Genomic DNA, 24353 nt, shown 5'->3' with positions numbered 1-24353 from the left:
CGGCTGAACACGGCGTTGCGCCGGCACGCTGGAATTGCCGGTGGCAGGCCGCATATTGTTGGCAAACCGCCGGAGCGAGCCATGTTCAGCAAAGACCTCGAACAGACCATCGGCCAGTGCTACAAGCGGGCGCGCGAAGCCCGTCATGAGTTCATGACGGTCGAGCACCTGCTGCTGGCCCTGCTCGACAACCCCTCGGCCCAGGCCGTGCTGCGGGCGTGCGGTGCCGACTTCGAACGCCTGCGGGTGGACCTGGAGCAGGCCATCGAGGCTTCCGTCTCCCGCCTGGCCGACGACGACGGCCGCGACACCCAGCCCACCCTGGGCTTCCAGCGCGTGCTGCAGCGGGCCGTCTACCACGTGCAGTCCTCGGGCAAGAAGGAGGTCACCGGCGCCAACGTGCTGGTGGCGATCTTCGGCGAGAAGGACTCGCACGCGGTCTACTTCCTCACCCAGCAGGACGTGACCCGGCTGGACGTGGTCAATTACCTGTCGCACGGCATCGCCAAGCTGGGCGACGAGCCCGAGCCGGGCGCCGCCTCCCCGGACGGGGAAGGGCGCGCCGAGGGCGGCGAGGGCGAGGGCAAGACCGACGTCCTCACCGAGTACGCCACCAACCTCAACGAGCAGGCCCGGGCCGGCAAGATCGACCCGCTGGTCGGCCGCGCCGACGAGATCGAGCGCACCATCCAGGTGCTGTGCCGCCGCCGCAAGAACAACCCGCTGTACGTGGGCGAGGCCGGCGTGGGCAAGACCGCCATCGCCGAGGGCCTGGCCAAGCGCATCGTCGACGGCGAGGTGCCGGAGGTGCTGGCCGACGCGGTGATCTACTCGCTGGACCTGGGCGCCCTGGTGGCCGGGACCAAGTACCGCGGCGACTTCGAGAAGCGCCTGAAGGGCGTGCTGGCCGCGGTCAAGAAGATCCCCGGCGCGATCCTGTTCATCGACGAGATCCACACCATCATCGGCGCCGGCTCCGCCTCCGGCGGCACCATGGATGCCTCGAACCTGATCAAGCCCGCGCTGGCCTCCGGCGAGCTGCGCTGCATCGGTTCGACCACCTTCCAGGAATACCGCGGCATCTTCGAGAAGGACCGGGCGCTGGCCCGCCGCTTCCAGAAGATCGACATCGTCGAGCCGACGGTGGGCGAGGCCTACGAGATCCTGCAGGGACTGAAGGCCAAGTACGAGGCCCACCACGGCGTGACCTACGCCGACGAGGCGATCCAGGCCGCGGTGGACCTGTCGGTCAAGCACATCGGCGACCGCCTGCTGCCGGACAAGGCCATCGACGTGATCGACGAGGCCGGCGCCCGCCAGCGCCTGCTGCCGGAAGGCGCGCGCAAGGAGCTGATCGACGTCGAGGAAATCGAGACCATCGTCGCCAAGATGGCGCGGATCCCGGCCAAGCAGGTCAGCGCCACCGACAAGGACGTGCTCCAGCACCTGGAGCGCAACCTGAAGATGGTGATCTTCGGCCAGGACCCGGCCATCGAGACCCTGGCCTCGGCGATCAAGCTGGCGCGCAGCGGCCTGGGCAACCCGGACAAGCCGATCGGCAACTTCCTGTTCGCCGGCCCCACCGGCGTGGGCAAGACCGAGGTGACCCGCCAGCTGGCCCTGCAGCTGGGCATCGAGCTGGTGCGCTTCGACATGTCCGAGTACATGGAGCCGCACTCGGTCTCGCGCCTGATCGGCGCGCCCCCGGGCTACGTAGGCTTCGACCAGGGCGGCCTGCTGACCGAGAAGATCGTCAAGACGCCGCACTGCGTGCTGCTGCTGGACGAGGTGGAGAAGGCCCACCCGGACATCTTCAACATCCTGCTGCAGGTCATGGACCGCGGCGTGCTGACCGACACCAACGGGCGCGAGGCCAACTTCAAGAACGTGGTGATCGTGATGACCACCAACGCCGGCGCGGCCCAGGCCTCGCGGCGCTCGATCGGCTTCACCCGCCAGGACCACTCCACCGACGCGATGGAAGTGATCCGCCGCACCTTCAGCCCGGAGTTCCGCAACCGCCTGGACGCGGTGGTGCAGTTCCAGCCGCTGGCCTTCGAGCACATCCTGCGGGTGGTGGACAAGTTCCTGATCGAGCTGGAGATGCAGCTCAACGAGAAGCGGGTGGCCATGACCGCCTCGCCGAACGCGCGCGAGTGGCTGGCCCAGCACGGCTTCGACCCGCTGATGGGCGCCCGCCCGATGGCGCGCGTGATCCAGGACCGGATCAAGCGCCCGCTGGCCGACGAGCTGCTGTTCGGCAAGCTGGTCAACGGCGGCCGCGTCCACATCGACGTGGTCGACGGCGAGCTGGTGGTCGAGGCCCAGTCCGAACCGGAGAAGCTGCTGCCGGCGACGGTCTGAGCCGAGCCGGCTTACCCGGGCACGGCCGCCAGGCCGGCCATTCCGCGGCCCAGGACGCGCGGGATGGCCGGCCTTGTCGCTTCCGGGTGCCGGCACGCGGCGGCGACCGGCCGGCTCACTCGCGGCTGTCCGCCACCTGCTCCAGCACAGGCTCGATACGCTGCACCCGCGCCACCTCGCAGGTACCGCGGTCGGTATGCAGGGCCGAACCGCGCTGGCACAGCAGGTGCTGCGCGCCGTTGCGTTCGATCAGGCCGACGCGCGCGGCGGGCAGGGCGGAACAGTCGCGCTGCAGGGTGACCTGGTACTGCGCCCGGCCGTCGCGCAGGAGGAACTGGCGGGCGTTGCCCTGGCGGGTGATCTGCTGGTCCTGGCCAAGGTGGACGCAGCCGGGCTGTTCGGCCGGGGCGCCGCTGCCAGCCTGCGCCAGGGGGGCGGCGCACAGGAGCACGAGCGGCAGGAGGACGGTACGGGCAAGGGGCTTCATGGCACTGCTCGGAAGACGGCCCGGATTGGACCGCATTCCACGCTAGTGCCGCGCCGCCGCCGCGGAATCTGCCTGAGGTGACACCGACCTCCGGCCACCCCTGGCGGCACGCCGCGCAATGCCTGGGCGCAACCGGCGCACGAAAAAAGGCGGCCTTGCGGCCGCCTTTGCCGTGAGCGGGGCCATGCGTGCCGCCAGGCACGCCGCGGGGCTCACTTCATGCGATAGGTGATGCGGCCCTTGGTCAGGTCGTAGGGCGTCATCTCGACCTTGACGCGGTCGCCGGTCAGGATGCGGATGTAGTTCTTGCGCATGCGACCGGAGATGTGGGCGATGATCTCGTGCCCATTCTCCAGGCGTACCCGGAAGGTGGTATTGGGCAGCGTCTCGATGACAGTGCCTTCGAACTCGATGGAATCGTCTTTCGACATGCGTTTCCGATTTGCGCGAGCAGGGCGTTAAAGGCGGCAATTTTACGCGGAAAGCCGTTGCGGCGCAAAACAGCCGGTTCAGCCAGCCAGCGCGGAGGCCGGCAGCAGGCCGAAGGCGGTGGTCCAGCTGCCGACCATGCCGGGCAGGGCGGTCAGCCGCGACAGCTCGGCCTGGAACCGCGGGCGCGGCCAGCGCTCGCCGCCCAGGGAGACCAGGTGCGGGTTCTCCACCTGTGCGTCCAGCAGCGGCCAGCCCCAGCCGCACAGGCGGTGGGCCAGGGCGGCCAGGGCCACCTTGGAGCCGCCGGAGCAGGCGCTGAACATGCTTTCACCGTAGAACATCCGCCCCACCGCCACTCCGTACAGGCCACCGACCAGGCGGCCACCGGCATCGACCACCTCAATCGAGTGCGCATGCCCCAGCCGGTGCAGGCGGGCGTAGGCGGCGCGCATCTCCGGCAGGATCCAGGTGCCGTCGTGGCCCCGGCGGGGGGTCTCGGCACAGGCCGCCAGCACCGCGTCGAACGCGGTGTCGGCCCGCACCTGCCAGGCGCTGTGGCGCAGCTGGCGGCGGAAGCGGGTGGACAGGCGTACCCCATCGGTACGGAACACCATGCGCGGATCCGGGCTCCACCACAAGATCGGCTGCCCTTCCGAGTACCAGGGGAAGATGCCCTGGGCATAGGCCGCCAGCAGCCGTTCCGGCGAGAGGTCGCCACCGATGGCCAGCAGCCCGTCCGGCTCGCGCAGGGCCTGGTCCACCGGCGGGAATGGATCGTCCGGGCCGAGCAGGCGGGGGAAGCGCGCCATGGCCATGCTCAGCCGCCCTCCGCCGTGCGGAACGGCCCGTGCCTGCCCAGGCTGCGCGCATACCGCTCCACCGTCTGGCGCTCCTCGGCGCACCAGGTGGCCAGCGCCTCCCGGAACGCGGGATGGGCGATGTAGTGGCGGCTGTGCACGAACGCCGGCAGGAAGCCGCGCGCCAGCTTGTGCTCGCCCTGCGCGCCCGGCTCGAACCGGGCCAGGCCCTGCTCCAGGCAGTACTCGATGCCTTGGTAGTAGCAGGTCTCGAAGTGCAGGCCCGGCAGGCGCAGGTGGCTGCCCCAGTAGCGTCCGTAGAGGGTGTCGCCGCCGCGCAGGCAGAGCGCCCCGGCAACCGGCGATCCATCCAGATAGGCAAGAATTATCAGCATGTTGCGCGGCATTGTTCGCGCAAGATGTCCGATGAAGTCCCGGGTCAGCGCGGGCGCGTTGCCGTATTCGGCGAAGGTCTGCAGGTAGAAGCCGTGGATCGCATCCAGTTCGTCGGGCCCGGCCTCGTCGCCATGCAGGCGCCGGAACGTGATCCCGGAGCTGGCTACCTTGCCACGCTCCTGGCGGATGTTCTTGCGGTGGCGATGGTCCATGTCCGCCAGGTAGTCGTCGAACCGGCGCCAGTGCCCCGGGTTGCGCCAGTGGTACTGGACGTCGGTGCGCTCCAGCCAGGCCGCATCGAAGGCCCCGGACTCGGCCGGCAGGTGGAAATTGACGTGGGCCGAGGACAGCCCTTCGTCCTCGACCAGCGCGCACATCGCCCGTACCAGGGCCCCGCGCACGGCCGGGTCGCGCGCCAGCAGGCGCGGCCCGGTGACCGGCGAGTAGGGCACGGCGCACAGCCACTTGGGGTAGTAGTCCAGGCCGTGCCCGGCATAGGCGCGGGCCCAGGCATGGTCGAACACGAACTCGCCGTGCGAGTTGGTCTTCAGATAGCCGGGCACGGCCGCCACCAGGGTATCGCCGTCCCACAGGGTGAGATGGCGCGGCGTCCAGCCCCATCCGGGGCGCAGGCAGCCGTGGCGTTCCAGGCCTTCGAGGAAGGCGTGGGCCACGAAGGGATTGCCGCCGTCGTGCAAGGCATCCCACTGCCTGGCCGGGACCCGGGCCAGGCCATCAAGCCAGCGCGTGCGCAGCCCGGCGCTCATGGACGCGCCATCCCGCGACCGCGGCGGCGCGCGCCGGCCAGGACGCCACCGGGATAGCAGCGTCCGGCCTTCATCGGTCGCCTCAGGCGCCCTTGTCCAGGAAGCGCTCGGCGTCCAGCGCGGCCATGCAGCCGAAGCCGGCCGAGGTGATCGCCTGGCGGTAGTGCTGGTCGGCCACGTCGCCGGCGGCAAACACGCCTTCCACCGAGGTGGCGGTGACGTTGCCGCCCAGGCCCGAGCGGATGGTGATGTAGCCGTTGTCCATGGCCAGCTGGCCTTCGAACAGGCCGGTGTTGGGCTGGTGGCCGATGGCCACGAAGAAGCCGTGGGCGGCGATCTGGCGGGTGCTGCCGTCCAGGGTGGACTTGACCCGCACGCCGGTCACGCCGGCGTCGTCGCCCAGCACCTCGTCCACCACGTGGTGCCAGACCGGCTCGATCTTGCCGGCCTCGACCTTGGCGAACAGCTTGTCCTGCATGATCTTTTCCGCGCGCAGGGTATCGCGGCGGTGGACCAGGTAGACCTTGCGGGCGATGTTGGACAGGTACAACGCCTCCTCGACCGCGGTGTTGCCGCCGCCGACCACGACCACGTCCTGGTCGCGGTAGAAGAAGCCGTCGCAGGTGGCGCAGGCGGACACGCCACGGCCCTTGTACTTCTCCTCGGAGGGGATGCCCAGATACTTGGCGGTGGCGCCGGTGGCGATGATCAGGGCGTCGCAGGTGTAGGTGCCGCTGTCGCCGACCAGGGTGAACGGACGCCTGGACAGGTCGGCGGTGTGGATGTGGTCGAACACCACCTCGGTGTCGAAGCGCTCGGCATGCGCCTGCATCCGCGCCATCAGGTCCGGGCCCATCAGGCCGTGGGCGTCGCCGGGCCAGTTGTCGACCTCGGTGGTCGTCATCAGCTGCCCGCCCTGCTGCAGGCCGGTGATCACCACCGGCTTGAGGTTGGCGCGGGCGGCGTAGACGGCGGCGGTCCAGCCGGCCGGGCCGGAACCGAGGATGAGCAGGCGCGAGTGCTTGGGAGCGGTCATGTATAGTCGTTCGGGGAAAGAAGGGGACCCTTCGCAGGGCCGCGCATAGAGTGGCGGCCGGGCACATGCGAATCAAGGCGAACGGTTGCCGGGCTGCGGCCGGCGGCCGCTGGCGCGATGGCGTGCGATTTCCTGTGACTGGCCCGGCAGATTCGTTTAAGATCAATGCCTAACGCAGGATTCCTGCAGCCAGTTCAAGTTTGCGGAGCGACGTGGCCAAGGCATTGACGGAACGCAGCAAGTCCACCCGCGGCAAGTCGCGCGAAGCCGGCGTGGCCAGTCCCGCGCGGCAGCGCCTGTGGCGGGACCTGGCATTGATCGTGATCGCGCCGGCGCTGCTGTACCTGCTGGCCTGCCTGTTCACCTATTCGTCGACCGACCCGGGCTGGTCGCATAGCGGCAGCGTGGTCGCGCCGGTGCAGAACCTCGGCGGCCGCGCGGGCGCGTGGATCGCCGACGTGCTGCTGTTCCTGTTCGGCTATGCCGCGTTCCTGGTGCCGGTGGCGCTGGGCGCGGTGGCGTGGATCGCGTTGTTCGGCCTGGGCGAGGAGGACGAGCTGGGGCCGGCGCTGCGCCTGGTCGGCACCTTCGGTTTCCTGTTCGGCGCCACCGGCATGCTGCACGTGCGCCTGATCGGCGTGTACGCCCAGGACGTGGCGCGCGCCGGCGGCGTGATCGGCCAGGCCCTGGGCAAGACCCTGCAGGCCGGCTTCGGCCCGCTGGGCGCCAACCTGTTCCTGATCGTGCTGCTGCTGGTTTCGGTGACCCTGGCCACCGGTCTGTCGTGGTTCTGGGTGATGGAGAAGATCGGCGCCGGGGTGCTGGCGCTGCCGGAACTGTTGCGCCGCAAGACCCAGCAGGCCGAGGAGTGGAAGCGCACCCGCGAGCTGCGCGAGGAGCGCCAGGAGGTCCGCAAGAGCGAGGCCCAGCGCCAGGCGAAGCGCGAGCCGGTGCGGATCGAACCGCCGGCGCCGCCGGTGGTGGAGAAGAGCGAGCGCGCCAAGCGCGAGACCCAGATCCCGCTGTTCCAGGGCGCCGGCGGTACCCCGGACGGCCTGCCGCCGCTGTCGCTGCTGGACGATCCCAAGCCGCAGGCCAAGGGTTATTCCGAGGAGACCCTGGAGGTCCTGTCGCGGCAGATCGAGTTCAAGCTCAAGGACTTCCGCATCGACGTGCAGGTGGTCGGCGCCTATCCGGGCCCGGTGATCACCCGCTTCGAGCTGGAGCCGGCCCCGGGCGTGAAGGTCAGCCAGATCAGTTCGCTGGACAAGGACATCGCCCGCGGCCTGTCGGTGAAGTCGGTGCGCGTGGTCGACGTGATCCCGGGCAAGTCGGTGATCGGCCTGGAGATCCCCAACACCAGCCGGGAGATGATCTTCCTCTCCGAGCTGCTGCGCTCGAAGGAATACGACAAGTCGCCCAGCGTGCTGACCCTGGCCCTGGGCAAGGACATCGCCGGCCGTCCGACCGTGGCCGACCTGGCGCGCATGCCGCACCTGCTGGTGGCCGGCACCACCGGCTCGGGCAAGTCGGTGGCGGTCAACGCCATGGTGCTGAGCCTGCTGTACAAGGCCACGCCCAAGGAACTGCGGGTCCTGATGATCGACCCGAAGATGCTCGAGCTGAGCGTCTACCAGGACATTCCGCACCTGCTGGCGCCGGTGGTCACCGACATGAAGGAGGCCGCCAACGGCCTGCGCTGGTGCGTGGCGGAGATGGAGCGCCGCTACAAGCTGATGAGCGCGGTGGGCGTGCGCAACCTGGCCGGCTTCAACAAGAAGGTCAAGGACGCGATCGACGCCGGCCAGCCGCTGATGGACCCGTTGTTCAAGCCGAACCCGGAGCTGGGCGAGGCGCCGCGCCCGCTGGAGCCGCTGCCGTTCATCGTCATCTTCATCGACGAATTCGCCGACATGATGATGATCGTCGGCAAGAAGGTGGAGGAGCTGATCGCCCGCCTGGCGCAGAAGGCGCGTGCCGCCGGCATCCACCTGATCCTGGCCACCCAGCGCCCGTCGGTGGACGTGATCACCGGCCTGATCAAGGCCAACATCCCGACCCGCATCGCCTTCCAGGTCTCCAGCAAGATCGACTCGCGCACCATCCTCGACCAGTCCGGCGCCGAGACCCTGCTGGGCCACGGCGACATGCTCTACCTGCCGCCGGGCACGGGCATGCCCGAGCGCGTGCACGGCGCGTTCGTCAGCGACGACGAGGTGCACCGCGTGGTCGAGCACCTCAAGGCCAGCGGCAAGGCCGAGTACATCGACGGCGTGCTGGACGAGGTGCAGACCCTGGGCGACGGCGTGGTGATTGGCGCCACCGGCCTGCCGGAGAGCAGCGGCGGCGGGGACGAATCCGACCCGCTGTACGACGAGGCCGTGCGCATCGTCACCGAGACCCGCCGCGCCTCGATTTCCGGCGTGCAGCGCCGGCTGAAGATCGGCTACAACCGCGCCGCGCGCCTGATCGAGGCGATGGAGGCCGCCGGCGTGGTCAGCGCGCCGGAACACAACGGCGACCGCAGCGTCCTGGCCCCGCCGCCGCCGCGCGATTGAGGCCGTCGGCCGCCGGTCCGATGCTTTCGGCCAGGCCGCCAGCCGCCCAGGGCCCGGGTACCGGACTGGCGCCGCCATCCAGGGGGCAGGCAATACTCCCGGCCTCGCCTCCTTGTTCAGCTTCGCGGCGTCACACTTCCGCCCACCCCGATACGAAACACTGCTGCCATGTCCAATCGCTTCCGCTTCGGTCTCGGACTCCTCGCCCTGGTCCTGGTTTCCGGACCGGCCCTCGCCGGCGCGCGCGACGAGCTGGTGCGCTTCACCAGCGGCCTCAAGGGCCTGGAGGGGCGCTTCGAGCAGCAGGTGTTCGACGCCAACGGCCGCAGCAAGGAGCGCAGCAGCGGCATGGTCGCCGTGTCGGCGCCGCGCCTGTTCCGCTGGGAGTACCAGAAGCCGTTCGAGCAGCTGATCGTGGCCGACGGCCAGAAGGTCTGGATGTACGAGCCGGACCTGCAGCAGGCCACGGTCAAGCCGCAGGGCGAGGAAGAGCGCAACAGCCCGCTGGTGGCGCTGTTCGAACCGTCGCGGCTGGAACGCCAGTTCGACGTCAGCGAGGAAGCCGTGCCCAGCGAGGGCCTGGAATGGCTGACCCTGACTCCGAAGGTCGACACCGAGGCCAGCTTCCAGATGGCGCGCCTGGGCTTCGGCCCGCAGGGCCTGGCGCGCATGCAGGTGGTCGACCTGGTCGGGCAGAAGACCGAACTGCGCTTCAGCGGCTGGAAGCGCAACCCGTCCTTCGCTGCCGGCACCTTCAGGTTCACTCCGGCCAAGGGCGTGGACGTGGTCGGCCACTGAGCCAGCGGCCGGCGACCCAATCCGCCGGCCTTGCCAGGCTGCGCGGCCCCGGCACGGGGCCCCGGCGCTCTATCATGGGCGCATGAGCCGCACCCGTCGCACCGCCGCCGCCGAGCAGGACCTGCTGGCGCCCACACCGGAAACGCCCGCCGATCCCGCCCGCCAGGAGGCCATGCGCCCGCTGGCCGAGCGCATGCGGCCGCGCAGCCTGGACGAGATGGTCGGCCAGCGCCGGCTGCTCGCGCGCGGCTCGGCCCTGCGCCGCGCGGTGGAGGCGGGCAGGGTGCATTCGATGATCCTGTGGGGGCCGCCGGGCTGCGGCAAGACCACCCTGTCCCTGTTGCTGGCCCAGTATGCCGACGCCGAGTTCCGCGCCATCTCGGCGGTCCTGTCCGGCCTGCCCGAGGTGCGCCAGGTGCTGGCCGAGGCCGGCCAGCGCTTCGACGCCGGGCGCCGCACCGTGCTGTTCGTGGACGAGGTGCACCGCTTCAACAAGACCCAGCAGGACGCGTTCCTGCCGCACATCGAGCGCGGCAGCATCGTGTTCGTCGGCGCCACCACCGAGAATCCCTCGTTCGAGCTCAACTCCGCGCTGCTGTCGCGCTGCCGCGTGCACGTGATGGAGGCAGTCTCGGCCGAGGACATCGTCGCCGCGCTCAGGCGCGCACTGGAGGACGGCGAGCGCGGCCTCGGCGGCCAGGGGATCGAGGTGGAGGAGGGCGCCCTGCGCGAGATCGCCGCGGCCGCCGACGGCGACGTGCGCCGCGCCCTGACCCTGCTGGAGATCGCCGCCGAACTGGCCGCCGACGAGGGCGGGCGCATCACCGAATCGACCCTGCTGCAGGTGCTGGCCGACCGCACCCGCCGCTTCGACAAGGGCGGCGAGCAGTTCTACGACCAGATCTCGGCGCTGCACAAGTCGGTGCGCAGCTCCAATCCCGACGCGGCGGTGTACTGGCTGGCGCGTATGCTCGACGGCGGCTGCGATCCGGCGTACCTGGCCCGGCGCCTGACCCGCATGGCGGTGGAGGACATCGGCCTGGCCGATCCGCGCGCCCTGCAGATGGCCATCGATGCCTGGGACACCTTCGAACGCCTCGGCCGCCCGGAGGGCGACCTGGCCCTGGCCCAGGTCGCGATCTACCTGGCCAGCACCGCCAAGTCCAACGCGGCTTACGCCGCGTACAACGCCGCCAAGGCCGATGTCCACCAGTACGGCACGGCCGAGGTGCCCATGCACCTGCGCAACGCGCCGACGAAGCTGATGAAGCAGCTGGGCTACAACAAGGGCTACCAGTACGACCACGACGCCGAGGGCGGCGTTGCCCTCGACCAGACCGGCTTCCCGGACGTGATGGGCGAGCGCGTGTACTACCGCCCGGTGGAGCGCGGCCTGGAGATCAAGCTCAAGGAGAAGCTGGACCGCCTGCGCGAGGCGCGCGAGGAGGCGCGGCGGCGGCGCGGCAAGCCGGAAGCGGGGAAGGGCGGCTGAGCCGCCGCGCCGCAGCCTGCCAGCCGGCTACCCTCTTCGCCCGCGGACATCCTCCCGTCGCAACCAGGGGACGAGCACGTCCGACCGGCAGAAGGGCGTTGCCCGCAGGTGGTGTCCGGCCGCGGCCTGGCGGGTGTATATCTTCGCCAGTCCGTGGCGGCCACCGGACCGGCCGCCGGACACCAGGGGAGGCAAGGGAATGCACAGGATCCTGATTACCGTCGCGCTGGCATGGCTGCCGGCCAGCGGCGCATCCGCCCAGCAGATCCATAAATGCGTGGCTGCCGACGGCGGCGTCAGCTACCAGTCCGCGCCATGCGGCGAGGGCCAGCAGCCGGCCCGCACCTGGGACCACGGCCAGTACGCGCCGCCTGCGCCCATGCAGTTGCCGGCGGCGCGCGACAGCCGCAGTGCGCGCGAAACCGGGCGGCGAGGCTACGCGACGGCTTCCCGGCGCATCGGCACATCCACCGCCGCGGACGACCGCTGCGAGGCCGCGCGCCGCCACCGCGATTCGGTGCTGCGGAACGAGCGCGTTGGCCAGCGTTCCATCGAGCTGCGCCGCCGGCTCGACCAGCTGGTGGCCGACGCCTGTGGGAAATAGCGGCAAGCCCCGGATTGCCTGCCCGGCCGGGCCAGGCAGGGCGCCCCTCCCGCCGCCCGGGGGAGGGAAGCAACATCGTGCCCGACGCGGACCGGGATGGCGCCACGCTGCCCCGCCGGCACTCCGTTCCGGACAGGCCCCGGCCTACTTCCCGGCCTACTTCCCGGCCTGCTGGCGGCTGGCCGCCGCCAGCGCCAGGAACATGAAGTTCTCCGCGCCGCCACCGATCACGTATTCGCGCTGCTGCCAGAAGTACGGCCAGATCTTCAGCTCCGGCAGGTCGGGCCGGATCAGCGCGGTGCCGGAGATCACGCCGCCGGGGATGTAGCTCCAGTCGGCGCGGTTGGTGCCGTAGGCGACGGTGGCCGAGTTCGCGCCCACGCCCGAGGCGAAGGATTCGGTGACCTTGCCGGGGTGCACGCCCAGCACGAAGTTCAGCGCGTCCATCTGCAGGGCGTCGCTGGTGTGCTGCGGCCAGCCCTTGCGGAAGTAGTACTGGTCCACGCCAAAGCGCTGGATGTCCCAGCCGGCGCCCCAGATGTACGGGACGTAGGGGACGCGGTAGGGCGTCCTGGTCGCATCGTCCGCCAGCTTGGCCTGGTGCGCCGCGACCGCGGCGTCGACCTCGCGCAGGAAGTCGGCATCCCTGACCAGGGGCAGGGCGACCGCCAGCGAGGGGCCGGTCTTGTCGATCGCCTCCACGATCTGCGGCTTCAGCGCAACCAGCTTCTCCACGTAGGCCGGATCGCCGGTGCTTACCGCCAGCTCGGACAGCGCCGCCACCTTCGCACCGATGCTGGTCGCCCGGTCCAGCGCCCTGGCCGTGAGATCGATCGCCGCGTCCAGCGCTTCCTTGGCCATGGCCGGATTCGAGGGCTCCAGCACCCGCGCCGCCACCGCCAGGCCCGAGGCTGTCTCCAGCTCGCGGTTGGGGTTGTCCTCGGTGAACACCCAGCGGTCGTCCTGCAGCGAGGAGGTGGTCCCGGTGCGGGCACCGGCGGGCAGGGCAGGGTCGTAGGCGAGGTTGTCGGTCTGCGTGGTGACGTCGCCCAGCAGCACGTACTGCTCCAACGTGGGCTCGATCACGCCGCGGTAGGTACGGCCCAGGGCGCGGTAGCCGGCCAGCACGTTGAGCAGGCCGTGCTCGATCTGCTGGATGGCGTCGTTCACCCCGTCCGGGCGCAGCAGCCGGGTTTCCTTGCGCGCCTGGTCGATGGTGGTGGCGTCGTGGTCCAGGCCGAACTCCTCGACCATCTGCGCCAGCAGCTTGATCGTGCCCATCTGGCTTTCGATGCGCAGGTCGTAGTCGCCGGCGTCGTGCCAGCCACCCACCGCCATGCCGGGAATGCGGTCACCGGGCTTGAAGCGGGTGAGGGTGTCCGGGCCCTGTTCGTAGCCGTCGAAGTGCACGCCGGGGCTTGCCATGCGCGCATCGTCCATGTGGTCCAGGCCGTGCCAGGTGCGGTAGTTCTCCGTGACCCGCATGTGGCACATCTGCGCCGGCAGGAAGTACTCCAGCGTCGGCTGCCAGACGCCGCGGTCGAACACATCGTCGTCGATGCGGAAGACGTGGGTGGACTTGCCGCGGTAGGACAGCTGGTAGCTGCCGGGCTCGCGGACCTCGCTCAGGTCGGCGGTCAGGTAGTGGTAGCGCAGGAACTTGCCCCAGGGCCTGGGCGTGTAGCGCGCCACTTCCCGCGGACCATCCTCGCCGATCCGGTACAGCACCAGCGGGTCGGCCTTGCGGTCGCGCGGATCCTGCTCGATGACCACGGTCTTGGCCTGGTGCGGGCGGTAGCCGACCTGCGAGACCTGCACCACCGGCTCGTAGCGCCACTGCGGGTCGACGTTGGGCGTCACCACCCAGGTCAACGCGTCGCGGGTGGCCCCCGGGCGGGTCACCTCGCGCACGATGTACCAGCCGTTGTTCATGTTGCCGCGGCCGTCGATCAGGTCCAGGCGGCCGCTGCGGCTCTCGATCTTCAGCCGCTGCAGCGGGTTTTCCGGCGCCACCACCAGGGTGCGGCCGCTGGCCAGCGGCGCGGTGATCGTATGTCCCTCGACCACCGCCACCGGCCCGTTGGCCTGGCGCGGGAAGGTGCCGGACTTGCCGTCCATCAGGAACGACTTGCCGAACAGGTCGCCCGGGAACAGTTCGAAGTTGAACCCGACCTTGCCTTCCCATTCGGCCGGCAGCGGCTGGTCCAGGTGCACCGAGACCTGGAACGAATGCCCGTCCAGCGGCGTCACCGCCACCTTGTAGCTGAAGTGCAGGTCGGGATACTCGATCGGGTTGAAGCCCTTGCGGTCCTTGCCCGGGTCCGGATAGCGCAGGGTCTGGACCAGGCTGCCGGTAGCCGGATCGAAGCTGGCCTTGCCGTCGCCGGCCGGGACCGGCGACCACTGGCCGGGCGAAGGCTCCAGGCGCAGGTCGCCATTGGCAGCAACGCGCTCGCCATGCTGGATCACGGTCACGCCGGTCTGGTGCCCATCCGGGTAGATGTCGGCAAACACGGTGACGTTGAGCCCAGGCGCCTCGAAGTAGCCTTGCTCGTTGAGCTTCAGGCTGGAAGCCGCCTCGGCCTGGAACGCGAGCACGACCGCGACGGCCAGCCCGAACCTGCGCTTGTGGTGCATGGAGTCTCCCCGGAATGCGATGAGGACCGGCCGGACCGGCAACCGGGGCAGAAGGTAGCGATAACGGGCAGGAAGGGCTCGCTGCAGTGTGTCATGCGGCGCCTCGCCTTAGAACATAATGTGCATTATGCGAAAATCTAGTACTTCTCCCGGTGTTGCGTAGAAGTCCTAGATTGGAGCCTTCCGTCCGCAACAGAGCCTTTGTTCGATGGTACATAGAGTGTTGCTTCCTCAACAGGAAACGGCCTTTGCTCAACGTGCTTACGGACGAGGACGGCTGGCTCGGGGCTTGCTGTGCCCTTCTCATCGTGTGGACCTGATGCCTGCCAGCCTATGCGCGCTCCGCTTAGGATCGACCGGCGCACAAGCGGTGCCGACCCGCGCCGGAAGGACGACGCCTGCTGCGGGCGGTCGAGGTTCTGAGCGGACCTGCCGACTGCGCGACATGCGCGGTTGGCCCCGCCCGCGGTCGCAGCGGACAATAGTCTCCATGAAACCCCATGGCAGACCGGCCGAAGCCACTCCGGACCTGAGGAAATACGCCTGGCTGGCCATCGTGACCGCGGTGCTGACGGTGCTGCTCAAGGGCAGCGCCTGGGCGATCACCGGCTCGGTGGGCCTGCTGTCGGACGCCGCCGAATCGATGGTCAACCTGGTGGCCGCCATCGTCGCCCTGGTCTCGCTGACCATCGCCGCACGGCCGGCCGACGACGACCACCACTTCGGCCACAGCAAGGTGGAGTATTTCTCCGCCGCGCTGGAAGGGATCATGATCTTCGTCGCCGCGGCTTCGATCATCTACCTGGGCATCGATCGCCTGCTCAACCCGCGGCCGTTGGGATCGCTCGGCATCGGCCTCGCCATTTCGATCGTGGCCGCTGTCCTCAACGGCGTCGTCGGGCGGATCCTGATCAAAGGTCGGCACCCGGCATCGCTCCATCACCCTGCGTGCCGATGGCAAGCACCTGATGGCCGACGTGTACACCTCGGTCGGCGTCGTGGTGGGCCTGGGGCTGGCGTGGCTGACGGGCTGGAACTGGCTGGATCCGGTGATCGCGATCCTGGTGGGCGTGAACATCCTGGTCACCGGCTACCGGCTGATGTCCGAATCCGCCTCCGGCCTGATGGATGCGACCTTGTCTCCGCAGGACAACGCCCGGATCCAGGCCATCCTGGACGCGCACGCCGAACCGGGCCGGATCGAATTCCACGCCGTGCGCACACGCGAGTCCGGGGCCCGCCAGTTCATGGAGATGCACATGCTGGTACCCGGCGACTGGACGGTGCTGCGCGGGCATGACGCCATGGAAGACTTGGTGGAGAAGATCGTGGCGGAGTTTCCCGCCATGCGCGTGACCGGGCACCTGGAACCGGTTTCCCATCCCCGCAGCTACGAAGACATGGCCCTGTAGCCGAAAAGCTGCTGGAGGCGCCGGCGTGCGCATCTGGTTTCGACGGGCGCGCAGGGGCGGGATGCAGCTACCGGACGGTCATGCCGCACTGCCTTGGCCATCCGTCCATCTCGCGGAGTACCCGGCATGAACTCATCTTCTCCCGACATCACCATTTTGACAGGCTTACGCCGCTTCCCGATAGCTTTTCAACGCCGAACGCAACACCCGCCACGCCGAGCGCAGGAACATCAGCAGCAGCACCGTCGCAATAACAAGATCCGGCCAGCCGGCGTCGAACATCCACACACTGGCGGCAGCCAAGAGCACTGCGAAGCCTTCATAAATGTCGTTGCGCGAACACTCCCACGCCGACGCCATGTTCACGTCGCCGAATCGGTACGGGGTAAGCAGCCACAGGCACAAGGCGTTGAACGCAAGATTGATCACGGCGGCGATGCCGATGGCCTCGAAGATCGGCACCTCCGGGTGGGCCAGGCGCCAGCCGATCTGGATGGCGACCGCAACCGCGGCACCGAGGATCAGCAATCCCTTGAACAACGCCACCCTGGCCTTGGCGCGCAGGCTCGCGCCGATCACTGCCAGGCTCAGCAGATAGGTCAACGCATCACCGAGGTTGTCGAGGCTGCCCGACAGCAACGAGGACGAGCCGCTGTAGATCGCTGCGGTGATCATCATCACGAAGCTGGCGATGTTGATTGCCAGCACGATCATCAACACGCGCCGCTGCCCCGCCTCCAGGGCGCGGATATCCACCGTGCTTCCGCAGCCGCACGAATCACTCATGATCATGTCTCCGAGTCGAGCGGGCGTCCGAGGATTTGCGGCCCGCTTCCAGGTCGGCGATCCTAAACCCCGGAGTCGCTACAGAGTCAAGCCCATGAAGATCGGAGAGGTCGCGGAGCGCAGCGGGTGCCATCCCGAAACCGTGCGCTACTACGAGCGCATCGGGTTGTTGCCTGCCCCGCCGCGCACGGCGGGCGGGTATCGCGACTACCGTCCCGCCGACGCGGATCGGCTGCGCTTCATCAGCCGCGGACGCGAACTGGGCTTCTCGCTGGAGGAGATCCGCAGCCTGCTGGGCCTGGCCGAAGACGACGGGTTGTCCTGCCAGGATGTCGACCGTCTTGCCCGCGGGCACCTGCTGGACATCCGGAACCGGCTAAACGACCTTCAGCGGATGGCCTCGGAGCTCGAACGGGTGATTGGCAGTTGCAGCGGCGGCGAGCGCGGCCAGTGCGCCATCCTCGACACGCTGCGCCACCCGCCATCCTAGGTCGGCACTCAAGCGTCCTCTTCGCCACGGGCATCCTGCAGGATCTCGATGCCCCCTTTCAGGGCGATCGCCGCCACTGCGAGCCCCACGACGAGGTCGGGCCAGGCCCGCCCGGTCCACAGCACCAGTCCGCCACCCACGAGCACGCCTGCGTTGGCGATGAAATCGTTGGTGCTGAAGGTCGTCGCGGCACGCACGTTCACATTGGCCTGCCGGATTTTCTTGAGCAGCCACACGCATGTCGCGTTTACCAGGCCGGCCCCCAGCGCCATCACCATCATCGTCGTACCAATGGGCTCGGCGTCACCCAGGAACCGACGGCCCACGTCGACCAGGATCCCAGCGGCGAACAGGATCAGCAGCCAGCCGGACACTTTGGCCGCCGACCGTTTCCAGGCTTGTGAGCGACTGAGTGCGAGCAGGGTGATGATGTAGACGGCGCTGTCGGACGCATTGTCCAGTCCATTTGCGATCAGAGCGCTTGAGCCGGCGGCGACGCCCGTGACCCCGAACCCCGCGGCAAGCGCGAGGTTCAGGGCGAGGACGATCAACAGGATCCGGCGCTGGTGCGCGTCGTGTATCTCGATCTTCTCTTCACTCAACTCAGTGGGCCTCCAGTTGCGGCTTCGCTGCGTCGCCGCGATGCAGAAGACGGTAAAGGGTGGGCAGGACAAGCAGGGTGAGCAGCGTTGAAGACACGATCCCGCCGATCACGACGGTGGCGAGCGGACGCTGCACCTCCGCGCCCGCGCCGACATTGAGCGCCATGGGGACGAAGCCGAGCGACGCGACCAGGGCGGTCATCAGCACGGGCCGCAGCCGCCCGAGGGCGCCGTTGAAGACCGCGTCGTCCAGCGACTGGCCTTGTTCGCGCAGGTTGCGAATGAAGGCGATCATGACCAGGCCGTTGAGCACGGCCACGCCGGACAGCGCGATGAAGCCGACGCCTGCGGTGATCGACAACGGGATGCCGCGCAGTGCCAGTGCGGCCACACCGCCCGTCAGGGCCAGCGGCACCCCGCTGAACACGATCACCGCATCCCTGGCCGAACCGAACGCCATGAACAACAGGCCGAAGATGAGGACCAACGTCACCGGTACCACGACTGCGAGCCGTTGGCTGGCCGAGATCAACTGCTCGAACGTGCCGCCGTAGTCGATCCAGTAGCCCTCGGGCACGTCCACCTGCTGCCCGACGCGCTGCTGCAGCTCTTCGACAAAGCTACCCAAGTCGCGATCACGCACGTTGGCGGTGACCACCACCCGACGCTTTCCATTCTCGCGGTTGATCTGGTTGGGCCCCAGCAGGCTTTCGATCTTCGCGACCTCCCGCAGCGGTACGGTCCGCGCGGTCGCCCAGCGTGGCTCCAGGCTCGACCGGTCCGCGTTCGCAACGTCGGGCAAGGGGATCGGCAGATCCTGAAGGGCAGTCGGATCGACACGCATCTGTTCCGGCAACCGGACCACGATGTCGAAGCGGCGGTCGCCCTCGAACAGCTGGCTGGCAACCTGACCACCGACCGCGGTGGCAATGGTCTGCTGCACGACCCCCGGATTCAGGCCAAAGCGCGCCAGCGCCGCACGATCCGGGACGATCGTCAGCAGTGGCAAGCCGGTTGCCTGTTCGGTGTTGACGTCGACCGCGCCCTCGACCTGCCTGGCAGCCGCCTCGACCTGTTCGGCCACTTCGACCAGCGTGTCCAGGTCGTCACCGAACACCTTGATCGCCACATCCGCACGCACCCCCGAAATCAGCTCGTTGGTCCGCATCTCGATCGGTTGCGAGAACTCGTAGTTGTTGCCTGGCAGCGTGGCCACTGCGGCTTCGATTTCGTCGATCAGCACATCCCTGCGCTTGCGTGGATCGGGCCATTGCCCGCGTGGTTTCAACATCAGGTAGGTGTCCGCCACGTTGGGTGGCATCGGGTCGGTGGCCACCTCCGCCGTGCCAATCCTGCTGAAGACACGCTCGACTTCCGGAACCTGCATCAGGCGTTCTTCCACGGCCAGTTGCATCTTCACCGACTGCTCCAGGCCCGTTCCGGGAATGCGGATCGCCTGCATGGCGAGGTCGCCCTCGTCCAAGCTGGGAATGAACTCGCTGCCCAGGCGTGTGGCGAGTAGCAGGGACACGACGACCAGCATCAGTGCCCCGCCAAGGACCCAGTTTTGCCGGCGAAGCGACCACGCAAGCAACGGCTCATAGCGCCGCCGCGTCCATTGGACCAGTCTGTTCTCCTTCTCCTCGACGCGGTTACCCATGAAGATCGCGATGGACGCGGGAACGAAGGTCAGCGACAGGACCATTGCACCGGTGAGGGCCAGCACCACGGTGATCGCCATCGGGTGGAACATCTTTCCCTCGATCCCGGTCAGCGCGAAAATCGGCAGGTATACCGCGGCGATGATGAATATGCCGAACAGGCTGGGCCGGATGACTTCGACCGTGGCAGTGGCCGTCAGGTCGTTGCGTTCCTCGCGTGTCAACGTCCGCCCAAGTCGGTGCTGCATCTCGCCAAACCGCCGCAGAACATTCTCGATGATGATGACCGCGCCATCGACGATCAGCCCGAAGTCGAGCGCACCGAGACTCATCAGGTTCCCCGACACGCCGCCACGCACCATCCCGGTGATGGTGAACAGCATGGCCAGCGGGATGACGGCTGCGGTGATGAGCGCGGCGCGGAAGTTCCCCAACAGCAGGAACAGGACCACGATCACCAGCAAGGCACCCTCGATCAGGTTCTTCGAGATGGTCTGCATCGTGCGTTCGACCAGCCCGGTGCGGTCGTAGACCGCCGTCGCGGTGACGCCTTCCGGCAGGCTCGCGTTCGCATCCTGCAGCTTCGCCGCCGCGGCCTGCGCGACGGTGCGGCTGTTGGAGCCCACCAGCATCGACACTGTGCCCAGCACGACCTCTTCGCCGTTCTGGGTGGCCGCGCCGGTACGAAGCTCCGGGCCTTCACCCACCTGCGCCACGTCGGCCACCCGGATCGGCAGGCCTTCGCGCCGGTCCAGCACGATGTTGCGGATCTCGTCGATCCCGCCGACCTGGCCGGGCACGCGCACCAGGTACTGCTGGCCGTTGCGCTCAATGTAACCGGCGCCCATGTTCTGGTTGTTGGCCGCCACCGCGTCGACGATGTCCTGCAGCGTGAAGCCGAGTGCAACCAGCTTGGACGGGTCCGGCGTGATGTGGATCTGCCGCTCGAAGCCGCCGATCGTGTTGACCTCGGTCACCCCCGGTGTGTTGCGCATCTGCGGCCGGATGACCCAGTCCTGCAGGGTGCGGAGGTCGGTGGCGGTCCACGGCGTGCCGTCCGGCTTGGCCGCCCCGGGCGCCGCGTCGACGGTGTACAGGAAGATCTCGCCCAACCCGGTCGAGATCGGCCCCATTTCGGGCTCCAGTCCTTCTGGGATCTGCGAGCGGATCTGCTGCAGGCGTTCGGCCACCTGCTGCCGGGCGAAGTACAGGTCGGTGCCGTCCTCGAACACCACTGTGACCTGCGACAAACCGTATCGGGACAGAGATCGCGTGTAGTCAAGGCGCGGCAGGCCGGCGAGTGCCGTCTCGATCGGGTAGGTAACCCGCTGCTCGGACTCCAGTGGCGAGTAGCCGGACGCCTCGGTGTTGATCTGTACCTGGACGTTCGTGATGTCGGGCGTTGCATCGATCGGGAGCCGGGTGAAGCTCCAGATGCCCACGCCGATCAGCCCGAGGGTCAGCACCAGCATCATCCAGCGATGTCGGATCGAGAACCGGACGATTCGCTCCAGCAGGCCCGGCTGGAGGGCTACGGCGTCAGTGGTCATGCGCCGCGCCCTCCTTGCCGATGTCCGCCTTGATCAAGTAGCTCTCCGCGACGACCACCTCCTCGCCTTCGCTCAGGCCCGAGAGGATCTGCACCTGCGTGGCATCGCGGGCACCGAGTTCGACGTGTCGGGTCAGGTACGTCTCGCCCTCACGTACGAACACGGCCTCCTGGCCATCCATCGACTGCAGCGCGGTCAGCGGCACCATCAGGTCCACCGGCTCCTGCGCGACCGTGATCCGCGCCTTGACCGCCGTTCCCGGCCGCCATTGGTTGTCGGCGTTGTCGATCGTTGCGCGGGCCACCGTGCTCTGGCTGGCGGTGGCCATGCCCGGCAGCACGCGTTCGAGCGTGGTTCGGACGGTCTCGCCATCGCTCATGCGGGTGACCGTCACCGGCACGCCGGGCTGGATGTGCTGGGCGTCGGCGCCAAAGATGTGGAGGTCGACCCAGAGCTGCGAGAGATCGGCGATCTCGAACAGCGGCGCGCCCTCGCCGGCCAAGCCGCCGACCGAGGCACTGCGCTCGACGACCACGCCAGAGATCGGCGCGGCGACGCTGTAGGTGCTCAGGCTCAGGTTGCTCTCGATCGTCGCCAGCATCTGGCCGGCGCGAACCTGGTCTCCGACATTGGCGCGCAGTGAGCGGATCGGGCCCGGGAAACGGGCGGTGACCTGCGCAACACGCCCCTCGACCGGGGTCAACAGGCCTTGCACCTCATGCTCGTCGGCGATCACGCCGGGGCCGGCCGGCTGGGTCTTGATACCGGACTTTTCAGCGATTTCCGCAGGGATGACCGTGCTGGCGACTTCATCCGCCTCATGGCCGTGTTCGTCGGCCTCCGTTCCGTGGTCGGCGGCGTCGTTCGCATGTGCGTCCTTGGCCGGCTGGTCCGGCTCGCCACCGCAGGCTGCGAGGACCAAGGCCAGCGCCAGTGCCGGAATCAGGTGGACAGGCTTCATGGGGTTGCTCCTTGGTTGTGTTGCAGGCCCGGGCCGGCGACGAATGCCTGGCCGGTCAGCCGCTGGATCTCGATCAGGGCGCGCTGGGCTTCCAGCGCCGCCGCCAGCTGTTGCTGCCGTGCGGCGGCGTGCTCCGCCTGCAGGCTCGACCACTCCAGATAACTGGCGGCGCCTGCGCGGTACGCGGTGGCGGCCGCGGCTTCGGCCTTGGCCAGACGTGGAAGCACGTCCTCACCTAGCCGCTGTGCTTCCAGGCGGGCCACCTCGAAGCGCCCGTGTGCCTCGGCCAAGGTCGAATAGAGGGACAACCCTGCTGCCTCGCGCTCGATCTCCAGTCCCGCCAGCTCAGCCTGCGCAGCACGAATCCCGGGCTGGGCGCGGCCCCGTGTGCCGAACGGGATGGAAACGCTCCCGATCAGACCGAAATCGTTGTCGTCGGACATGCGACGCACACCGACCTGCCAATTCAGATCTGGGATCGCCTCGCTGCGAGCAAGCTGGAGCCGGGCCTCGCGCACACGCCGCTCGTCGACGAACTGGGCGAGTTCTGGTGTGCGCTGCAGCCAGGCAGCGAGCTCTGCAAAGTCCGCAATTTCGGGCAGCGCCAGGGGGTCTCCTCCTGCGACCTGGAACGTCGGGCTGCGTTCACCCCACAATGCGGCCAAATGCTGGCGCGCGGCCATTTCGGCTTGCGCCGCCCGAGCCAGTTCTAGCCGCGCACGTGCCGCGGCCGCTTCGGCGGTCAGCACGACGGCCTCCGGCGAGGCTCCGGCCTCGTGACGACGTCGGGCCGCAGTGACGGTGCGGTCCCGCTGTTCAATGTCCATGCGGGCGATGGCGCCTTGGTGCTGCGCCGCCACGACCGCCAGATAGCGTCGGGCGACTTCCGCCAGGAGGTCCAGGCGCCGACCCTCGCGCTCCACCGCCAGGGTGTCGATCCGGCTCTGGGCAAGTACGCGGCGGGCGTCCAGCTTGCCCCCACGCTCCAGCACGGAAGCCAATGTCAGGGTGACCTCTGCGCCTGACACGCCGCTTGCGGCGCCGCTTCCAAGCACGTTCTCGACTTCGACGCCGCCGAACAGCGCTGGACGCAGGGACGCACGTTCCAGCTCCGCTTCCAGCGCGTCGCGGCGGGGACTGAACAGCCGAAGATCGGGATGGGTATCAGCTACGCGCTGGAAAGCGTCGCGCAGGGTCAGGGTGTCGCTCGCGTGCGTGGGAAAGGCCACGGCACAGACGACGACGAACGCGGCCTTGGCCGCGAATCGAAAATTCATGGATTGCTCCGAGCTAGGGGGACGACAACGGTCGGCGACTCGCCGACAGAGGGGTCACGCGTAGATCGGAGGCTTGAACGGGCTCGACAGGTGCGCCGACGGCAAAAGGACGGGCTTCGTGGCCATCAGCTGGCCCGCGGGGGATAGCGCGGACAGTTGCGCTACCCCGGGCAGCAACGCTGCAGTGAAGCCGCAGCAATGCGCGAAGTGGACGAACATGTGCAGCGTTTCGGACTCCCCTTGACCCTGCTCGCCAGGCACGGCTTGCTCCCCATCGGAGATGCCGGTGCGCAGTTCATGCTGATGGGTCCCGGATGGGTCATGCGCAAGGGCGTGGATCTCGCCCACAGCTGCGATCACGGGCTGCAACAGGAGGCCAAACACTAGCAGCCCCAGGAGCACAGCCTGCGCGGCGATAGGCGGCGAACGGAAGCGAAACCGGGACATTGCGCGGAAGCTACCCGATCTACCGCTTGTTACACAATCACCCAAGGCGTTCCGAGGCTTCCCTGAGATAAGCCGACGGGCATGCACGCCAAGCGCGCGCTTTTCGACGTTGGTGACCCCTTCCGATGCCTTGATGACCGCCTCTTCTGCGGTTCGAAAACGGCGACAGCGACCACTATCTGCACGCGCGTGGGAGTGATAGGGCGGACACCCGAACACCGACCCCGATGCGTTGTCGCTGTATTCATCCGGCGTTTACTTCGGGACGTATACTCAAGCGCATGCCTTTCCGCGCGCTCATGATGCGGTTGTTCCTGATCGTTGCCTTGCTGGCGAACGGTCCGGGCATCGCTGGCGCGTCCATGCACATGACGGAGCACCTGAGCAACTCCCCGGGTGACGCCGCCCACGTGACAGCGACGCAGACAGCGGCCGACTGCCACGGGGCCGGAGTGATCGCTCCGGTGACCGACGACCACCATCATCCGCAGGCCGCTGATCACACCGGGACAGCACCACCGTTGGGCGACTGTTGTGAGACGGGCAATTGTGGTGCCTGCATGCACCACTGTTGTTCAGCGGCAATCGCCGGGTCGGCACTCGCCGATTTCACCATCCGGTACCGGCACACCGCCGAACCCTTCCTGTCGGTGCACGCGTCCGCGGCCCTGACCAATCTCTTCCGACCTCCGATCGGCTAAGTGTCCCTGCGCGCCTTTTAAGGCGCTGATGGGCCCTGTTCGCTGCTCCGCACCGACAGGGAAACGCTCGCCTCGCGAGCCCTCGTCACTCTCTCGGA

At 68.5% G+C, this 24353-nt stretch carries 20 protein-coding genes and 1 pseudogene; 9 read left to right on the top strand and 12 right to left on the bottom strand.

Features of this window, described 5'->3' with window-relative positions; all coding sequences use genetic code 11:
- Positions 1–81 precede the first annotated feature (81 nt).
- Positions 82–2364 (top strand): ATP-dependent Clp protease ATP-binding subunit ClpA, encoded by a 2283-nt coding sequence (gene clpA, locus EIM47_RS12680; RefSeq protein ID WP_028915026.1) that lies wholly within the window; start codon positions 82–84, stop codon positions 2362–2364.
- 115 nt (positions 2365–2479) lie between these two features.
- Here the strand turns inward: clpA and EIM47_RS12675 are convergent, their stop codons facing one another.
- From EIM47_RS12675 to trxB, 5 genes are all read right to left on the bottom strand, one after another.
- Positions 2480–2851: a hypothetical protein gene (locus tag EIM47_RS12675; protein ID WP_125077111.1), complete on the bottom strand. Its 372-nt coding sequence runs from the start codon at positions 2849–2851 to the stop codon at positions 2480–2482.
- Between the two features lie 212 nt (positions 2852–3063).
- Positions 3064–3282 carry a translation initiation factor IF-1 gene (gene infA, locus EIM47_RS12670; RefSeq protein WP_013535213.1) on the bottom strand — a complete coding sequence of 73 codons (219 nt, stop codon included), beginning with the start codon at positions 3280–3282 and terminating at the stop codon, positions 3064–3066.
- A gap of 78 nt (positions 3283–3360) precedes the next feature.
- Positions 3361–4098: a leucyl/phenylalanyl-tRNA--protein transferase gene (aat, locus tag EIM47_RS12665; protein ID WP_019398928.1), complete on the bottom strand. Its 738-nt coding sequence runs from the start codon at positions 4096–4098 to the stop codon at positions 3361–3363.
- 2 nt (positions 4099–4100) lie between these two features.
- Positions 4101–5243: a GNAT family N-acetyltransferase gene (locus tag EIM47_RS12660; protein WP_125077110.1), complete on the bottom strand. Its 1143-nt coding sequence runs from the start codon at positions 5241–5243 to the stop codon at positions 4101–4103.
- Between the two features lie 82 nt (positions 5244–5325).
- Positions 5326–6279, bottom strand: coding sequence for a thioredoxin-disulfide reductase (gene trxB / locus EIM47_RS12655; RefSeq protein WP_019398930.1), 954 nt, complete (start codon positions 6277–6279; stop codon positions 5326–5328).
- Between the two features lie 212 nt (positions 6280–6491).
- Between trxB and EIM47_RS12650 the strand changes: the two genes are divergently transcribed.
- From EIM47_RS12650 to EIM47_RS12635, 4 genes are all read left to right on the top strand, one after another.
- Positions 6492–8837 carry a DNA translocase FtsK gene (locus tag EIM47_RS12650; protein WP_125077109.1) on the top strand — a complete coding sequence of 782 codons (2346 nt, stop codon included), beginning with the start codon at positions 6492–6494 and terminating at the stop codon, positions 8835–8837.
- A gap of 168 nt (positions 8838–9005) precedes the next feature.
- Positions 9006–9635, top strand: a complete 630-nt coding sequence (lolA, locus tag EIM47_RS12645; RefSeq protein ID WP_019398932.1) for an outer membrane lipoprotein chaperone LolA — start codon at positions 9006–9008, stop codon at positions 9633–9635.
- A gap of 172 nt (positions 9636–9807) precedes the next feature.
- Complete coding sequence (locus tag EIM47_RS12640; protein WP_232207922.1) at positions 9808–11127, top strand: replication-associated recombination protein A; 1320 nt, start codon at positions 9808–9810, stop codon at positions 11125–11127.
- A gap of 199 nt (positions 11128–11326) precedes the next feature.
- On the top strand, positions 11327–11731 hold the full coding sequence (locus EIM47_RS12635; RefSeq protein WP_125077108.1) for a DUF4124 domain-containing protein: 405 nt from the start codon (positions 11327–11329) through the stop codon (positions 11729–11731).
- Positions 11732–11887: 156 nt separating this feature from the next.
- On the opposite strand, the gene EIM47_RS12630 is transcribed toward EIM47_RS12635, so the two are convergent.
- Positions 11888–14368 carry a glycoside hydrolase family 9 protein gene (locus tag EIM47_RS12630; protein WP_125077107.1) on the bottom strand — a complete coding sequence of 827 codons (2481 nt, stop codon included), beginning with the start codon at positions 14366–14368 and terminating at the stop codon, positions 11888–11890.
- Positions 14369–14576: 208 nt separating this feature from the next.
- Here EIM47_RS12630 and EIM47_RS16185 point away from each other — a divergent pair.
- Together EIM47_RS16185 and EIM47_RS15830 are read left to right on the top strand one after the other, a co-directional pair.
- Positions 14577–15230: pseudogene (locus EIM47_RS16185) on the top strand (cation diffusion facilitator family transporter); the annotation flags it as partial.
- A 106-nt stretch (positions 15231–15336) separates the two neighbouring features.
- Positions 15337–15780 carry a cation diffusion facilitator family transporter gene (locus EIM47_RS15830; RefSeq protein ID WP_233581687.1) on the top strand — a complete coding sequence of 148 codons (444 nt, stop codon included), beginning with the start codon at positions 15337–15339 and terminating at the stop codon, positions 15778–15780.
- 165 nt (positions 15781–15945) lie between these two features.
- Here the strand turns inward: EIM47_RS15830 and EIM47_RS12620 are convergent, their stop codons facing one another.
- The gene (locus tag EIM47_RS12620; RefSeq protein ID WP_125077106.1) at positions 15946–16566 is read right to left on the bottom strand and encodes a cation transporter; all 621 of its coding nucleotides are present in this window, start codon (positions 16564–16566) and stop codon (positions 15946–15948) included.
- 94 nt (positions 16567–16660) lie between these two features.
- Here EIM47_RS12620 and EIM47_RS12615 point away from each other — a divergent pair, with 94 nt between their 5' ends.
- Positions 16661–17056: a helix-turn-helix domain-containing protein gene (locus tag EIM47_RS12615; protein WP_095208871.1), complete on the top strand. Its 396-nt coding sequence runs from the start codon at positions 16661–16663 to the stop codon at positions 17054–17056.
- A gap of 8 nt (positions 17057–17064) precedes the next feature.
- On the opposite strand, the gene EIM47_RS12610 is transcribed toward EIM47_RS12615, so the two are convergent.
- The 5 genes from EIM47_RS12610 to EIM47_RS12590 are packed head-to-tail and all read right to left on the bottom strand — an operon-like array spanning position 17065 to position 23554.
- Positions 17065–17658: a cation transporter gene (locus EIM47_RS12610; protein ID WP_095208872.1), complete on the bottom strand. Its 594-nt coding sequence runs from the start codon at positions 17656–17658 to the stop codon at positions 17065–17067.
- A gap of 1 nt (position 17659) precedes the next feature.
- Positions 17660–20836 carry a CusA/CzcA family heavy metal efflux RND transporter gene (locus EIM47_RS12605; RefSeq protein ID WP_164514612.1) on the bottom strand — a complete coding sequence of 1059 codons (3177 nt, stop codon included), beginning with the start codon at positions 20834–20836 and terminating at the stop codon, positions 17660–17662.
- A 22-nt stretch (positions 20837–20858) separates the two neighbouring features.
- Positions 20859–21830 carry an efflux RND transporter periplasmic adaptor subunit gene (locus tag EIM47_RS12600; protein ID WP_125077104.1) on the bottom strand — a complete coding sequence of 324 codons (972 nt, stop codon included), beginning with the start codon at positions 21828–21830 and terminating at the stop codon, positions 20859–20861.
- Positions 21827–23107 carry a TolC family protein gene (locus tag EIM47_RS12595; protein ID WP_125077103.1) on the bottom strand — a complete coding sequence of 427 codons (1281 nt, stop codon included), beginning with the start codon at positions 23105–23107 and terminating at the stop codon, positions 21827–21829. Before EIM47_RS12595 ends, EIM47_RS12600 begins: the two co-directional genes overlap by 4 nt.
- Before the next feature lie 54 nt (positions 23108–23161).
- On the bottom strand, positions 23162–23554 hold the full coding sequence (locus tag EIM47_RS12590) for a hypothetical protein (protein WP_125077102.1): 393 nt from the start codon (positions 23552–23554) through the stop codon (positions 23162–23164).
- Positions 23555–23835: 281 nt separating this feature from the next.
- Here EIM47_RS12590 and EIM47_RS12585 point away from each other — a divergent pair, with 281 nt between their 5' ends.
- Positions 23836–24255: a CopL family metal-binding regulatory protein gene (locus EIM47_RS12585; protein WP_125077101.1), complete on the top strand. Its 420-nt coding sequence runs from the start codon at positions 23836–23838 to the stop codon at positions 24253–24255.
- Positions 24256–24353 lie beyond the last annotated feature (98 nt).

The organism is Pseudoxanthomonas sp. SGT-18 (genome assembly GCF_003931645.1).
GTDB lineage: Bacteria > Pseudomonadota > Gammaproteobacteria > Xanthomonadales > Xanthomonadaceae > Pseudoxanthomonas.
This window is presented reverse-complemented; position numbering and strand designations above follow the sequence as displayed.